A 14,107-nucleotide genomic window follows, 5' to 3' on the forward strand; every position below is an offset into this window, starting at 1 on the left:
AGTTGCGTCCGCCAGCTGCCGCACGGGTCGTCGAAGGGACACAGATGGCTGAGCCGTACGACGTGATCACGATGGGCCGGATCGGAGTGGATCTCTACCCCCTCCAGACGGGCCTGCCGCTGGCCCGGGTGGACGCCTTCGGGAAGTTCCTCGGCGGTTCGCCCACCAACGTCGCCGTCGCGGCGGCACGGCTGGGCAGGCGCAGCGCGGTGGTGACCCGGACGGGGCGGGACGCGTTCGGGGAGTACCTCCACCAGCAGCTCAGGGAGTTCGGGGTGGACGACCGGTGGGTGACGGACGTCGACGCGTACCCGACCCCCGTCACCTTCTGCGAGATCTTCCCGCCCGACGACTTCCCGCTCTACTTCTACCGTGCGCCCAAGGCCCCGGACCTGGAGATCCACCCCTCGGAACTGGACCTGGAGGCCGTCGCGTCCGCCCGGGTCTTCTGGATGACCGGCACCGGACTCTGCGCCGAACCCAGCTGCTCCGCGACGCTCACCGCGCTGCGGGCCAGGAACCGTTCGGGCATCACGGTCTTCGACCTCGACTGGCGCCCGATGTTCTGGGACGCCCCGCGGGACGCCACGGCAGAGACTCCGCAGGACCCCGCACCCGGCGGCCCGCCCGGCCGCTCGCCCCACCCCGCCGCCTCCGCCCGCTACCGCGAGGCCCTCGCCCACGCCACCGTCGCCGTGGGCAACCTCGACGAGTGCGAGATCGCGACCGGCGAGCGCGAACCGTACGCCGCCGCGCGCGCCCTGCTCGCCGCCGGGGTCGAGCTGGCCGTCGTGAAGCAGGGCCCCGGCGGCGTCCTCGCGGTCCACCGCGACGGCACGGTCGCCGACGTTCCGCCGCTCCCGGTCGAGGTGGTCAACGGCCTGGGCGCCGGGGACGCGTTCGGCGGCGCGCTCTGCCACGGTCTGCTCGCCGGCTGGGACACCGCCCGCGTCATGCGGTACGCCAACGCGGCGGGCGCCATCGTGGCCTCCAGGCTCGCCTGCTCCTCCGCGATGCCGTTCCCGCACGAGGTCGAGGCGGCCCTCGCCGCGGGCTCCGTCAACGCGACGGACCCGCGCCCCGCGCCCACCGGAACCGGAGCGGCTTCATGACCGCCCCGGCCGCTTCCGTCTCCGACCTCGTCCACCTGCGCATGCACCACCCGGAAGCCGTCGCGGAGGCCGCCGCGCGGCGGCGCAGGCGGCCGCTCGTCGGCAGCGGCGGGCGGCTGATGATCATCGCCGCCGACCATCCGGCCCGGGGCTCGCTCGCCGTCGGGGAGCGGGAACTCGCCATGGCCAACCGGTTCGAACTGCTGGACCGGCTCTGCCTGGCGCTCTCCAGACCCGGCGTCGACGGCGTCCTCGCCACCGCCGACATCCTCGACGACCTGCTGCTCCTGGGCGCGCTGGAGGACAAGGTCGTCATCGGCTCGATGAACCGGGGCGGCCTGGCCGGCGCCGCCTTCGAGCTGGACGACCGCTTCACCGGACACCGCCCGGAAGACCTCGCCCGGCTCGGCTTCGACGCGGGCAAGCTGCTGCTGCGGATCGACTACGACGACCCCGGCTCCCTCGACACGATGCACACCACCGCCCGCGCGATCGACGCCATGGCCGCCTACCGGCTGCCGGTCTTCGTCGAACCGTTCCTCTGCCGCCGCACCGGCGGCAAGGTCCGCAACGACCTGAGCGCCGCCGCGGTGAGCACCTCCATCGCCATCGCCTCCGGACTCGCCGGCACCTCCGCGTACACCTGGCTCAAGGTCCCGGTCACCGAGAAGCCCGAGGACATGGCGCGGGTCATGGAGAGCTCCACGCTGCCCGCCGTGCTGCTCGGCGGCGAGGTGGGCGCGGACCAGGACGGGGCGTACGAGAGGTGGCGCACCGCGCTGCGGCTGCCGACCGTCCGGGGTCTGGTGGTGGGGCGGTCGCTGCTCTACCCGTCGGACGGGGACGTGGGCGCCGCGGTCGACACGGCCGTATCGCTGCTCGAACCGGGCGCGAGGGGTAGGGAGGGAGCATGACCATGTACGGAGAACCCGGGTACCACCTGCCGGCCGGGAGCGCGGCGCGCGGACCCTACGCCCTCGACATCAGCCCTGAGCAGGCCGGCTGGGAGCGGTCGAGCCTGCGCGTGGTGGAGCTCGAACCGGGAGGTGTTCACACACTTGTCACCGGAGAGAGCGAGTGGATCGTGCTGCCGTTGACGGGTGCCTGTACGGTGCACGTCTCAGATGAGATCTTTGAACTGCTGGGCCGGGAAAGCGTGTTCAGCGGGGTATCCGACTTCGCGTACGTACCGCGTGACGCCCATGCACAGATCGCCTCCGGCGCAGGGGGCCGCTTCGCCCTGGCAGGAGCGAAGTGCGAGCGACGACTCCCCGCTCGCTACGGCCCCGCGCCGGAGGTACCCGTCGAGCTGCGCGGCTCCGGCACCTGCTCCCGGCAGGTCAACAACTTCGCCGCCGCCGACACCTTCGACTGCGACCGGCTGATCGCCGTCGAGGTACTGACGCCCGGCGGCAACTGGTCCTCCTACCCGCCGCACAAGCACGACGAGGACCGCCCCGGTGAGGAGTGCGTGCTCGAAGAGATCTACTACTTCGAGGTGGCGGACGACGGCCTCGGCTACCACCGGGTGTCCCCGTCCCGCCCCGGCGGTACGGACGTGCTGGCCGAGGTCCGCAGCGGCGACGCGGTCCTGATCCCGGACGGCTGGCACGGCCCGTCCATCGCCGCGCCCGGCCGCACGCTGTACTACCTCAACGTGATGGCGGGCCCGGGCGACGAGCGGCAGTGGCTGATCCGCGACCACCCCGAGCACGGCTGGATCCGCGACACCTGGCCGTCCGGGCCCATGGACCCCAGGCTCCCGTTCTACGGACCGGAGGACCGCGCATGAGTACCCGCCGCCTCACCACCGCCCAGGCGCTGGTGGACTTCCTCGCCGCCCAGTACACCGAACGCGACGGCGTGCACCGCCGGCTGATCGGCGCCACCTGGGGGATCTTCGGCCACGGTAACGTCGCGGGCGTCGGCCAGGCGCTCCTGGAGGCCGGGGACACCATGCCCTACCTCCAGGGCCGCAACGAGCAGGCCATGGTGCACGCCGCCGTCGGATACGCCCGCCGGTCCGGCCGGCTCTCCGCGCACGCCGTCACCACCTCCATCGGTCCGGGCGCCACCAATCTCGTCACCGGGGCGGCCCTCGCCACCATCAACCGCCTCCCGGTCCTGCTGCTGCCCGGCGACACCTTCGCGACCCGCCCCGCGGAGCCCGTGCTCCAGCAGCTGGAGGTCCCGGGCCAGGGCGACATCTCGGTCAACGACTGCCTGCGCCCCGTCTCCCGCTACTTCGACCGGATCGACCGCCCGGAGGCGCTGATCACGGCCGCGCTCCGGGCCGTGCGGGTCCTCACCGACCCGGCGGAGACCGGTGCCGTCACGCTCGCGCTGCCGCAGGACGTCCAGGCCGAGGCGTACGACTGGCCGGAGGAGTTCTTCGCGACCCGCGTCTGGCACGTACGCAGACCGGTCCCGGACCCGCAGGAGCTCGACCGGGCGGCGGCGGCGGTGCGCGCCGCCCGCCGGCCGCTGGTCGTCGCGGGCGGCGGGGTCCACCACAGCGCCGCCGAGGAGGCCCTGGCCGCGTTCGCCGCCGCCACCGCGATCCCCGTCGCCTCCACCCAGGCGGGCAAGGGCTCCCTGCGCCACGACCACCCCGCCGACCTCGGCGGCATCGGCCACACCGGCACCGCGACCGCCGACGAACTGGCGCGCACCGCCGACCTGGTGATCGGGGTCGGCACCCGCTACTCCGACTTCACCACCGCGTCCGCCACCCTCTTCGCCGACCCGGAGGTGCGCTTCCTCAACCTCAACATCACCGGATTCGACGCCCACAAGCTCGGCGCGCTCCCGCTCGTCGCCGACGCCCGCACCGCACTCGAAGCACTGACCGGGATCCTGGCGGGCGAGCACCGCGTGGACCCCGCGTACGAGAGCGAGTACACCGGGGCCAAGGCGGCCTGGGAGAAGCGCGTCGACGCCGCCTACGCCACCCCGGACCCGGCCGCCCGCCCCACCCAGGCCCAGGTCCTCGGTCTCCTCGACGAACTGGTCACCGACGACGACATCCTGATCAACGCGGCCGGTTCGCTCCCCGGTGACCTGCACAAACTCTGGCGGACCCGGTCGCCGCACCAGTACCACGTCGAGTACGGCTACTCCTGCATGGGATACGAGATCCCGGCGGCGATCGGCGTCCAGCTGGCCGCCCCCGGCTCCCCGGTCTGGGCGCTCGTCGGCGACGGCACGTACCTGATGAACCCCACCGAGATCGTCACCGCCGTCCAGCAGGGCCTGCCCGTCAAGCTGGTCGTCCTGCAGAACCACGGGTACGCGTCCATCGGCGGACTCTCCGAGTCCGTCGGCGCCGAACGCTTCGGCACCGCCTACCGCCACCGCGCCGCCGACGGCGGCTTCACCGGTCCGCCGCTCCCCGTCGATCTCGCGGCGAACGCGGCCTCGCTCGGGATGCGGGTGCTGCGGGCCAGCACCGTCCGTGAACTGCGGGAAGCCCTCGCGGTGGCGCGGGCGGAGGACCGTCCCACTTGTGTCTACGTCGAGACCGAAACGGCAGACACAGTGTCGGGGCCCCCTCCGGCACAGGCGTGGTGGGATGTTCCCGTGGCCGAGACGGCCACTCGCCCGTCGGCGGCAAGAGCCCGGGAAGAGTACGAACGTCACGTCACCGACCGACGCAGCCACCTCTGAAGGAGTCACAGAATGAAGACCGTCAACCACTGGATCGGTGGCAAGACCGTCGAGGGCGCGTCGGGCAACTACGGCCCGGTCACCGACCCGGCCACCGGTGCCGTCACCACCCAGGTCGCGCTGGCCTCCCCGGACGAGGTCGACGCCGCGGTGGCCGCCGCGAAGGACGCGTACGCGACGTGGGGCACCTCCTCGCTGTCCGCCCGGACCGCGATCCTGTTCCGCTACCGCGCGCTGCTGGACGCCCACCGGGACGAGATCGCCGCGCTGATCACCGCCGAGCACGGCAAGGTGCACTCGGACGCGCTGGGCGAGGTGGCCCGCGGACTGGAGATCGTCGAGCTGGCGTGCGGCATCACCACCCAGCTCAAGGGCGAGCTGTCGACCCAGGTGTCCACCCGGGTCGACGTCTCCTCGATCCGCCAGTCGATCGGTGTCGTGGCGGGCATCACGCCGTTCAACTTCCCGGCCATGGTGCCGATGTGGATGTTCCCGCTGGCCATCGCCTGCGGCAACACGTTCGTCCTCAAGCCCAGCGAGAAGGACCCGTCGGCCGCCAACCTCCTTGCCGAGCTGGCCTCTGAGGCCGGTCTGCCGGACGGCGTCCTGAACGTCCTGCACGGTGACAAGGTCGCCGTCGACGGCCTGCTGAACCACCCGGACGTCTCCGTCGTCTCGTTCGTCGGGTCCACCCCGATCGCCCGCTACATCCACGCCACGGCCTCCGCCAACGGCAAGCGCGTCCAGGCCCTCGGCGGTGCGAAGAACCACATGCTGGTGCTGCCCGACGCGGACCTCGACGCCGCCGCCGACGCCGCCGTCTCCGCCGCGTACGGCTCGGCCGGTGAGCGCTGCATGGCGATCTCCGCGGTCGTCGCCGTCGGCGCGGTCGCGGACGACCTCGTCGCCCGGATCAAGGACCGCGCCGAGAAGATCAAGATCGGCCCCGGCAACGACCCGGCCTCCGAGATGGGCCCGCTGATCACTGCCGCCCACCGCGACAAGGTCGCCTCCTACGTGACCGGCGCGGCCGCCCAGGGCGCCGATGTCGTCTTGGACGGCACAGGCCACACGGTCGAGGGCTTCGCGGACGGCCACTGGATCGGCCTCTCCCTCCTCGACAACGTCTCCACCGACTCGGACGCCTACAAGGACGAGATCTTCGGCCCGGTCCTGTGCGTGCTGCGCGTCGACACGTACGAGGAGGGCGTCGCGCTGATGAACGCCTCGCCGTACGGCAACGGCACCGCGATCTTCACCCGCGACGGCGGCGCCGCCCGCCGCTTCCAGCTGGAGATCGAGGCGGGCATGGTCGGCATCAACGTCCCGATCCCGGTCCCGGTGGGCTACCACTCCTTCGGTGGCTGGAAGGACTCGCTCTTCGGCGACCACCACATCTACGGCAACGACGGCGTGCACTTCTACACCCGCGGCAAGGTCACCACCACCCGCTGGCCGGACCCGGCCGACGCCCCGGCCGGCGTGGACCTGGGCTTCCCCAGCAACCACTGACCGCGCCCACCTGAACCGCACCCGCACGCAACCGCAGGGCCGCTCCCCCCGGGAGGCGGCCCTGCGGTGGTTCGTGAGGCGACCGTGACGGACTGACCGCGAGGAAAATCCCTTCGCCCCGTTCGTACCGCCGTGTTGGGATGTCCGCATGACCCGACCGGCCGAACCGACGCCGCACCAGCACGAGATACGCGCGCTCCACACCGACACCACCATCACCGTCTACCAGGCGTACTCCCCTCACCTCGGCCTGCCCGCCGCCCGCGACGGGCGCTTCCCGCCGGCCTGGAAGCGGGATCGCATGACATGGATAAAGCCCAGCTTTCTGTGGATGATGTACCGCTGCGGCTGGGCACTGAAGGAGGGTCAGGAGACCGTGCTCGCCGTCGAGATCACCCGTGAGGGCTTCGACTGGGCGCTCGCGAACGCCGAACTCTCTCACTACGAACGGGGCGTGCACCCCGACCGCGCGAGCTGGCAGCGCACTCTGCGCCGCGCCCCGGCGCGCGTCCAGTGGGACCCCGAGCGCGATCTGCACCTGAACCGGCTTCCGTACCGCTCCCTCCAGCTCGGCCTCTCGGGTGAGGCGGCGCGGCGTTACGCGGACGAGTGGACGGTGTCCGTCCGCGACGTGACCCCGCTGGCCCGTCGGATCCATGAGCTGGTCCGCGAGGGTGCGGACGAAGCTGCGGCCCGGCTGCTGCCGGCGGAGACGCCGTACCCGGCCGCCGGGCAGGTGCCCCCGGCTACGGTGGCTGCTCCGGTTCAATCCATCCACTGATCTCGATGTGAACGGGGGCAGACAGTGCGCAACGCCGTTGTGACGCCCGAAGGCGACCGGATCCGCTGGGTCGAGCTGCCGGGGCGGGAACCGGCCCGCGTCTACGTGCACGGGCTGGGTGCCAGTTCCCCCGCCTACTTCACGCAGACCGCCGTCCACCCGCTGCTGGCCGGGCGCCGTTCCCTGCTGATCGACCTGCTCGGCCACGGCATCAGCGACCGGCCGACCGGCTTCGGCTACACGCTGGAAGCACACGCGGACGCGCTTGCCGAGGCCCTGACAGCCGCGGGTGTCACGGGCGCGGAGCTGATCGCGCACAGCATGGGCGGCTCCGTGGCCATCGTCCTGGCCGCGCGGCACCCTCGGCTGGTCTCCCGGCTCGTCCTGGTCGACGCCAACCTCGACCCGATCCCGCCCACCCGCCTCTCCGGCGGCAGCAGCGACATCGCCTCCTACTCCGAGCAGGAGTTCCTGGCGGGCGGCTGGGAGGAGATCCGCGACCGGGCCGGTGCCCACTGGTGGGCCACGATGCGGCTGGCCGGCCGGGAGGCCCTGTACCGCAGCGCGGTCCACCTCGCCGGGGGCACGGTCCCCACGATGCGGGAGCTCCTGGTGGGGCTGAGGATTCCCCGCACCTTCCTGCTGCCGGAGAGCGACCGGCTCCCCGGTGCCGACGCCCTCAGCGCCGCCGGGGTGTCCGTGGTCGCGATCCCGGACTGCGGGCACAACATCATGCTCGACAACCCGGAGGCCTTCGCGAGCGCCACCGCCGAGGCGCTGGCGGCACCCCCGTACCGCGAGCGCAGTACGCCCGGGGAACGCCGTACGCCCTGAGGAGGCCGGGTACCTCCCCCTGGCGGCTGCCAGGACGCCGTGGCGGCCCGCATAGGCTCGACGCATGGAGATCCCTCACGCCCGTACGTCCCGGTGGCGACGCCTGCTGCCCCGTGCCCGAGGCCGGTGGGCGGCCGGCGTCGCCGCGTTCGTCGTGCTGGCCGGTGCGGGCACCTGGACCGCCGTGGCCGACGACAGCGCGCCGGCCGTGCACCGCCAGGACCGGATGATGCGTATCGACGGGGTGTCCATCGACACCTCGTACTTCACCACCGGAGGCTCGCAGCGCAGGCCCGCCGTGCTCATCGGCCACGGCTACGGCCGCACCAAGGACAACTCCCGTTCCCAGGCGCAGCAGCTGGCCCGCGACGGATACGCCGTGCTGACCTGGTCCGCCCGCGGCTTCGGCAAATCCGGCGGGAAGACCTCCCTCAACGCACCCGACGCCGAGGTGAAGGACGTCTCCCGGCTGATCGACTGGCTGGCCGAACAGCCCGAAGTACGGCTCGACGCCTCCGGTGACCCCAGGGTCGGGGTCACCGGCGCCTCCTACGGCGGGGCGATCTCGCTGCTGGCCGCCGGGTACGACCGGCGGGTCGACGCCATCGCCCCGGAGATGACGTACTGGAACCTCGCCGACGCGCTGTTCCCCGACGGGGTGTTCAAGAAGCTGTGGGCCGGGATCTTCCTGACCACCGGCGGCGGCTGTGACAACCTGGAGAAGCGGCTCTGCGAGATGTACCAGCGGGTCGCCGTCATCGGGAAGCCGGACGCCGCCGCCCGCGCGCTGCTCACCGAGCGGTCACCGAGCGCCGTGGCCGACCGGATCAAGGTGCCCGCGCTGATCATGCAGGGACAGGCCGACTCGCTCTTCCCGCTCGGCGAGGCCGACGCCATGGCGAAGGCCATCGAGGCGAACGGCGCGCCCGTCTCCGTCGACTGGGTCGCCGGCGGCCACGACGGCGGCGACAAGGAGTCCGACCGGGTACGGCAACGGGTCACCAGCTGGTTCGACCGCTACCTCAAGGACGACAAGGGCACCGACACCGGACCGGCGTTCCGCGTCACCCGGACCGGAGGCATCGACTCCACCGACGGAGCCGCCCTCACCAGGGGCGCGAGCGGCGACAGCTACCCCGGACTCCACAGCGGCGGCGAACCGGTCGAACTGCGCGGCGGGGCCCAGACGTTCAACAACCCCGCCGGAGCCGGACCGCCCGCCATCTCCGCCGTTCCCGGCCTCGGCGGCGGCCTCGCCCAGCTGTCCAACTTCGGCGGCGGGCTCTCCGTCGACTTCCCCGGACAGAACGCCCGCTTCGAATCCGCCCCGCTCAAGACCGCGCGCCGCGTCACCGGCTCACCGACCGTCCGCGTGAACGTGAAGGCGGGCAAGGGCGACGCGGTCCTGTTCGGCAAGGTGTACGACGTCTCGCCGGACGGCAAGCAGCAGGCGCTGCCCTCCCAGCTCGTCGCCCCCTACCGGATCACCCCGGACCAGCAGGGCAGGCCCCTCACGCTGAACCTGCCCGCCGTCGACCACGAATTCGACTCCGGACACCGGCTGCGGCTCGTACTGGCCGCCACCGACCTCGGCTACGCCTCCCCGGCCGCGCCGACCACGTACACCGTCTCCCTCGACAGCCCGCTCACCATCCCCACCGTGCCCGGCCTCACCACCGCCTCCGCCGGGCTGCCCCGGTGGACCTGGGCGCTCCCGGCCGCCGCCGTCCTGATCGCCGCTGCCCTGCTGCTCACCACGCGGCGCCGGACGACCACCCCCGCCCCCGACCCCGAACTCACCGACGTACCGCTCCAGATCACCGGCCTGTCGAAGAAGTACGCCAGGTCCGCCGACCGGTACGCCGTCCGCGAGCTGTCCTTCCGCGTCGAGAAGGGCCAGGTGCTCGGGCTCCTCGGCCCGAACGGCGCGGGCAAGACCACCACGCTGCGCATGCTGATGGGGCTCATCACCCCCGACGACGGCGAGATCCGGGTCTTCGGGCGGGCCATCCGGCCCGGGGCGCCCGTCCTCTCCCGCGTCGGTGCCTTCGTGGAGGGGGCCGGATTCCTGCCGCACCTGTCCGGACGCGCCAACCTGGAGCTTTACTGGCAGGCCACCGGACGCCCCGCCGCCGACTCGTGCATCGAAGAGGCCCTGGAGATCGCCGGGCTCGGTGACGCGCTGGCCCGCGCGGTCCGCACGTACTCGCAGGGCATGCGGCAACGGCTCGCCATCGCCCAGGCCATGCTGGGCATGCCGGACCTCCTCATCCTCGACGAGCCGACCAACGGCCTCGACCCGCCCCAGATCCGCGAGATGCGGGACGTGATGATCCGGTACGCGGCCGGCGGCCGTACCGTCATCGTCTCCAGCCACCTGCTGTCCGAGGTCGAACAGTCCTGCACCCACCTGGTGGTCATGGACCGGGGACGGCTCGTCCAGGCGGGCCCGGTCGCCGAGATCACCGGCTCCGGCGACATGCTGCTCGTCAGCACGGCGGACCGGCTCACCGAACCCCTGGTGGAGAAGATCGCCGCACTCCCCGGCCTCGCCTCCGCCGTCCGCACGGACGACGGACACGGGCTCCTGGTCCGGCTCGACGGGGCGACGTCCTCGCAGCTGATCGCGGAACTGGTCCGCCTCGACGTCCCGTTGACCGGCGTCGGACCGCACCGCCGCCTGGAGGACGCGTTCCTCACCCTGATCTCCGGAGGCTCCGCATGAGTACCGCAGCCGAAGTCACCGAAGCGCCGGAAGCGCCCGGATACCGCGCCCGGCACACCCTCCCGCTGCGGGTGGAGGCCGCCCGGCAGCTGCGCAGACGGCGCACCCTGCTGATGGGCGGGGTGCTGGCCGCCCTGCCGTTCATCCTGATCATCGCGTTCGCGATCGGCGGCACCCCGGACGGCGGGCCGGGGGGCGGCAGCCGGCTCACCCTGATGGACACCGCGACCCAGTCCGCCGCGAACTTCGCCGCGACCTGCCTGTTCGTCTCGGCCGGCTTCCTGCTCGTGGTCCCGGTCGCGCTGTTCTGCGGCGACACCGTCGCCTCTGAGGCCAGCTGGTCCTCGCTGCGCTATCTGTTGGCGGCGCCCGTGCCCAGGGCCCGGCTGCTGTGGAGCAAGCTCGTCGTGGCGCTCGGCTTCAGCCTGGCCGCGATGGTGCTGCTGCCGCTCGTCGCGCTGGCCGCCGGCGCCGCCGCGTACGGCTGGGGGCCGCTCGAACTGCCCACCGGGGGCGCGCTCGCGACCGGGGACACGGTGCCCAGGCTCGCGCTCGTCGTCGCCTTCATCTTCGTCTCCCAACTCGTCACCGCCGGGCTGGCGTTCTGGCTGTCGACCAGGACGGACGCCCCGCTGGGCGCGGTCGGCGGCGCGGTCGGGCTGACCATCGTCGGCAATGTGCTGGACGCCGTCACCGCGCTCGGCTCCTGGCGCGACTTCCTGCCCGCGCACTGGCAGTTCGCCTGGGCGGACGCGCTCCAGCCCGAACTGGAGTGGGGCGGCATGGTGAAGGGCGCCTCGGTCTCGGTTGCGTACGCCCTCATCCTGTTCGCGCTCGCCTTCCGGGGGTTCAGCCGTAAGGACATCGTGTCCTGAACCCCGCCGGGGCGACACCGCGGCGGACGCGGGTGGGGGACGGACCGGCGGGGGCCGGTCCGCCCCCCACCCAGGGCCGGTCCGGTCCCGGCCCCGGCAGCGGACCTTCGGTCGCACGGGCATGCGAATTCAGGCTGTGCGGCCGGGGCCGCTGCGCCATGATGAGCCATGGCCTCCTTGTTCCTCGCCCTCGCCGTGACCACGACCGGCCTGTACGCGGGATTCCTGCTGACGTTCCTGGTCGTCGTCATGCCCGGCCTCGCGGCCCTGCCGGACGACGGATTCACGGCCGCGATGCGCCGGATCAACGAGAAGGTCCCCGGACCCGGGTTTCTGATCGTCTTCCTCGGCGTGATCGTCTTTCCCGCCGTCACGCTCGTCGCCGGGACCCACGACTGGGAATGGCCGCTGGTGGCCGGGGCGCTGGCCTGCTCCGTCGTCTCCCATGTGGTCACGATCGCGGGCAACATCCCGCTCAACAAGGCGCTCGCCGCAGCGGAACCGGTGTCCGAACCGGTGTCCGCGCCCGCCTCGGTGCCGGTACCGGCCGCAGCGGCACCGGGCGAGGACGGCGAGGTCGGCGCGAAGGCCGACAGCGTGGCCCGTACCGCGTTCGAGGCTCGCTGGAACATCCTTCACCAGGTCCGGACCGCGCTCTCGCTCGCCGCGTTCATCCTGCTGATCATTGCCGCCAACTAGTGCTCCGAATCCAGCTGCCCAGAAGATCGAGTGCCTGGCGTTCGGGTGAGTCGGGCTCGGGCGAGTAGACGGTGATACGGAGCCCGGGGTCAGCGGGCAGGTCGAGGGCGTCGTAGGGCAGGGCCAGGTCCCCGACGAGCGGGTGGTGGAGTCGCTTCACGCCGGAGTGGTGGAACCTCACGTCGTGCCGAGCCCAACGCCGGGCGAACTCGCCGCTCTTCGTGGAGAGCTCGCCGATCAGGTCCATCAGGCCCTTGTCCTGCGGCGAGCGGCCGGTCTCGGTGCGCAGCAGGGCGACCGAGTCGTTGGCGGCCTTCTCCCGATCGGGCCAGAAATCGGCAGAACCAGGATCGAGGAACAGGAACCGCGCGGTGTTGACCGGACCACGCTGCGCGAACAGCGGAGAATCGTAGACCGGGGCATACAGAGCCTGGCCGAGAGGGTTGGCGGCGAGGATGTCGAACCGCCCGTTGCGGATGTAGGCCGGCTGGTCGGTCATCGCGTCGAGCACCCGCAGCACCACCGGTCGGATCCGCCCCGTCGCAGTGGGCGGCCGGCGCTCCGACGCGGTGGCGCGGGCCAGGTCGTAGAGGTGGGCCCGCTCGGCATCGTCGAGCTGAAGTGCGTGGCACAAGGAGTCCAGTACCGAGTCCGAGGCGCCCCGCAAGTTCCCGCGCTCAAGACGGATGTAGTAGTCGACGCTCATCCCGGCCAGCAGTGCTACCTCCTCCCGGCGCAACCCGGTCACACGTCGATTGCCGCCGAAGACGGGCAGCCCTGCCCGCTGGGGGGTGAGCCGGGCGCGACGGGTGCTGAGGAACTCCCGCACCTCGTCGGCCTGCTCATGCCTCTTGCTGTCGGTCACTTCACCCACCGTAGGTCGTGTGGCGATGTGCTGGGAGGTACTGCCGTTACCCGGAAGAGCAGTGACTCCCACCCGCGCACGAATACGGGTTCCATGCGGTGACACGGCAGGCCGGAGCACCCTCACACCGAGATGCTGAACACCCCGGCGCACCATCCCGTACGACCGACCAGTAAGGCGTCAAGTGCTAGACAACCAATTCACAACGCACGAAGAACTCTTCGATCTGAGCGGAAAGCGCGCGCTCGTCACCGGTGGCACCAGAGGCATCGGGATGATGATCGCGCGTGGCCTTCTCCAGGCGGGCGCCCGCGTGGTCATCAGCTCACGCAACGCGAAAGCGTGCGCTCAGGCGCAGGAACGGCTGTCCGAATTCGGTGAAGTGCGGGCCATCCCGGCCGACCTGTCCCGCCACGACGAGTGCCGGCGGCTGTCCGGCCTCGTCGCCGCCGACTCGGAACGTCTCGACATCCTCGTCAACAACGCGGGCGCGATGTGGGACGAGCCGCTGGAGACGTTCCCGGACGCGGCCTGGGACACGGTCGTCGACCTCAACCTGAAGTCGCCGTTCTGGCTGGTCCAGGCGCTGCTGCCCGCACTTCGCAGGGCGGGCACCGCCGACGATCCCGCACGGATCATCAACATCGGCAGCATCGCCGCCATCCACATCCCCCAGCGGCCCAACTACTCGTACTCCAGCAGCAAGGCCGCACTGCATCAACTCACCAGAGTGCTCGCCAAGGAGCTGGGACCGCAGCACGTCAGCGTGAACGCCGTGGCGCCGGGGCCGTTTCCGTCGACGATGATGGCGGCGACCCTCGATGAGCTCGGCGAGGCGATCGCGGCGTCGGCCCCACTGGGCCGGATCGGCCGCGACGACGACATGGCAGGTGTCGCCGTGTTCCTCGCCAGCCGGGCAGGCGCCTACCTCACGGGCGCCGTGATCCCCGTCGACGGCGGCATCGCCACAACCGCGTAGGACAGACTCGGTGTCATGGATTTCGCAGGCCGCGATTCCGGCAGCCGACCGGCGATCGA

12 protein-coding genes are annotated in these 14,107 nt (G+C 72.0%); 11 read left to right on the top strand and 1 reads right to left on the bottom strand.

Going from position 1 to position 14,107, the window contains the following annotated elements:
* The first annotated feature begins 44 nt into the window (after positions 1 to 44).
* The 10 genes from iolC (at position 45) to ACFVQ0_RS27070 (ending at position 12,204) form a co-directional block, all read left to right on the top strand.
* Positions 45 to 1,112 (top strand): 5-dehydro-2-deoxygluconokinase, encoded by a 1,068-nt coding sequence (gene iolC, locus ACFVQ0_RS27025; protein ID WP_390091788.1) that lies wholly within the window; start codon positions 45 to 47, stop codon positions 1,110 to 1,112.
* Positions 1,109 to 2,026 carry a deoxyribose-phosphate aldolase gene (locus ACFVQ0_RS27030; protein WP_390091789.1) on the top strand — a complete coding sequence of 306 codons (918 nt, stop codon included), beginning with the start codon at positions 1,109 to 1,111 and terminating at the stop codon, positions 2,024 to 2,026. Before iolC ends, ACFVQ0_RS27030 begins: the two co-directional genes overlap by 4 nt.
* Positions 2,023 to 2,904: a 5-deoxy-glucuronate isomerase gene (gene iolB, locus ACFVQ0_RS27035; RefSeq protein ID WP_390091790.1), complete on the top strand. Its 882-nt coding sequence runs from the start codon at positions 2,023 to 2,025 to the stop codon at positions 2,902 to 2,904. The genes ACFVQ0_RS27030 and iolB overlap by 4 nt, the downstream gene beginning before the upstream one ends.
* Positions 2,901 to 4,778, top strand: coding sequence for a 3D-(3,5/4)-trihydroxycyclohexane-1,2-dione acylhydrolase (decyclizing) (iolD, locus tag ACFVQ0_RS27040; protein ID WP_390091791.1), 1,878 nt, complete (start codon positions 2,901 to 2,903; stop codon positions 4,776 to 4,778). Before iolB ends, iolD begins: the two co-directional genes overlap by 4 nt.
* Before the next feature lie 12 nt (positions 4,779 to 4,790).
* Complete coding sequence (mmsA, locus tag ACFVQ0_RS27045) at positions 4,791 to 6,290, top strand: CoA-acylating methylmalonate-semialdehyde dehydrogenase (RefSeq protein WP_390091792.1); 1,500 nt, start codon at positions 4,791 to 4,793, stop codon at positions 6,288 to 6,290.
* Between the two features lie 148 nt (positions 6,291 to 6,438).
* The gene (locus ACFVQ0_RS27050; RefSeq protein ID WP_390091793.1) at positions 6,439 to 7,071 is read left to right on the top strand and encodes a DUF4291 domain-containing protein; all 633 of its coding nucleotides are present in this window, start codon (positions 6,439 to 6,441) and stop codon (positions 7,069 to 7,071) included.
* A 24-nt stretch (positions 7,072 to 7,095) separates the two neighbouring features.
* Entirely contained in the window at positions 7,096 to 7,905 is an 810-nt protein-coding gene (locus tag ACFVQ0_RS27055; protein ID WP_390091794.1) for an alpha/beta fold hydrolase, read from the top strand.
* A 154-nt stretch (positions 7,906 to 8,059) separates the two neighbouring features.
* On the top strand, positions 8,060 to 10,630 hold the full coding sequence (locus ACFVQ0_RS27060) for an alpha/beta fold hydrolase (protein WP_390091862.1): 2,571 nt from the start codon (positions 8,060 to 8,062) through the stop codon (positions 10,628 to 10,630).
* A complete protein-coding gene (locus ACFVQ0_RS27065; RefSeq protein WP_390091795.1) occupies positions 10,627 to 11,505 on the top strand; it encodes an ABC transporter permease in 879 nt (292 codons plus the stop codon). Before ACFVQ0_RS27060 ends, ACFVQ0_RS27065 begins: the two co-directional genes overlap by 4 nt.
* 168 nt (positions 11,506 to 11,673) lie before the next feature.
* A complete protein-coding gene (locus ACFVQ0_RS27070) occupies positions 11,674 to 12,204 on the top strand; it encodes a DUF1772 domain-containing protein (RefSeq protein WP_390091796.1) in 531 nt (176 codons plus the stop codon).
* Here the strand turns inward: ACFVQ0_RS27070 and ACFVQ0_RS27075 are convergent.
* Complete coding sequence (locus ACFVQ0_RS27075) at positions 12,188 to 13,069, bottom strand: helix-turn-helix transcriptional regulator (RefSeq protein WP_390091797.1); 882 nt, start codon at positions 13,067 to 13,069, stop codon at positions 12,188 to 12,190. The genes ACFVQ0_RS27070 and ACFVQ0_RS27075 overlap by 17 nt on opposite strands.
* 184 nt (positions 13,070 to 13,253) lie before the next feature.
* Between ACFVQ0_RS27075 and ACFVQ0_RS27080 the strand changes: the two genes are divergently transcribed.
* Positions 13,254 to 14,048 carry an SDR family oxidoreductase gene (locus ACFVQ0_RS27080; RefSeq protein ID WP_390091798.1) on the top strand — a complete coding sequence of 265 codons (795 nt, stop codon included), beginning with the start codon at positions 13,254 to 13,256 and terminating at the stop codon, positions 14,046 to 14,048.
* Positions 14,049 to 14,107: the final 59 nt, after the last annotated feature.

The organism is Streptomyces sp. NPDC057900 (genome assembly GCF_042887885.1).
Lineage (GTDB): Bacteria > Actinomycetota > Actinomycetes > Streptomycetales > Streptomycetaceae > Streptomyces.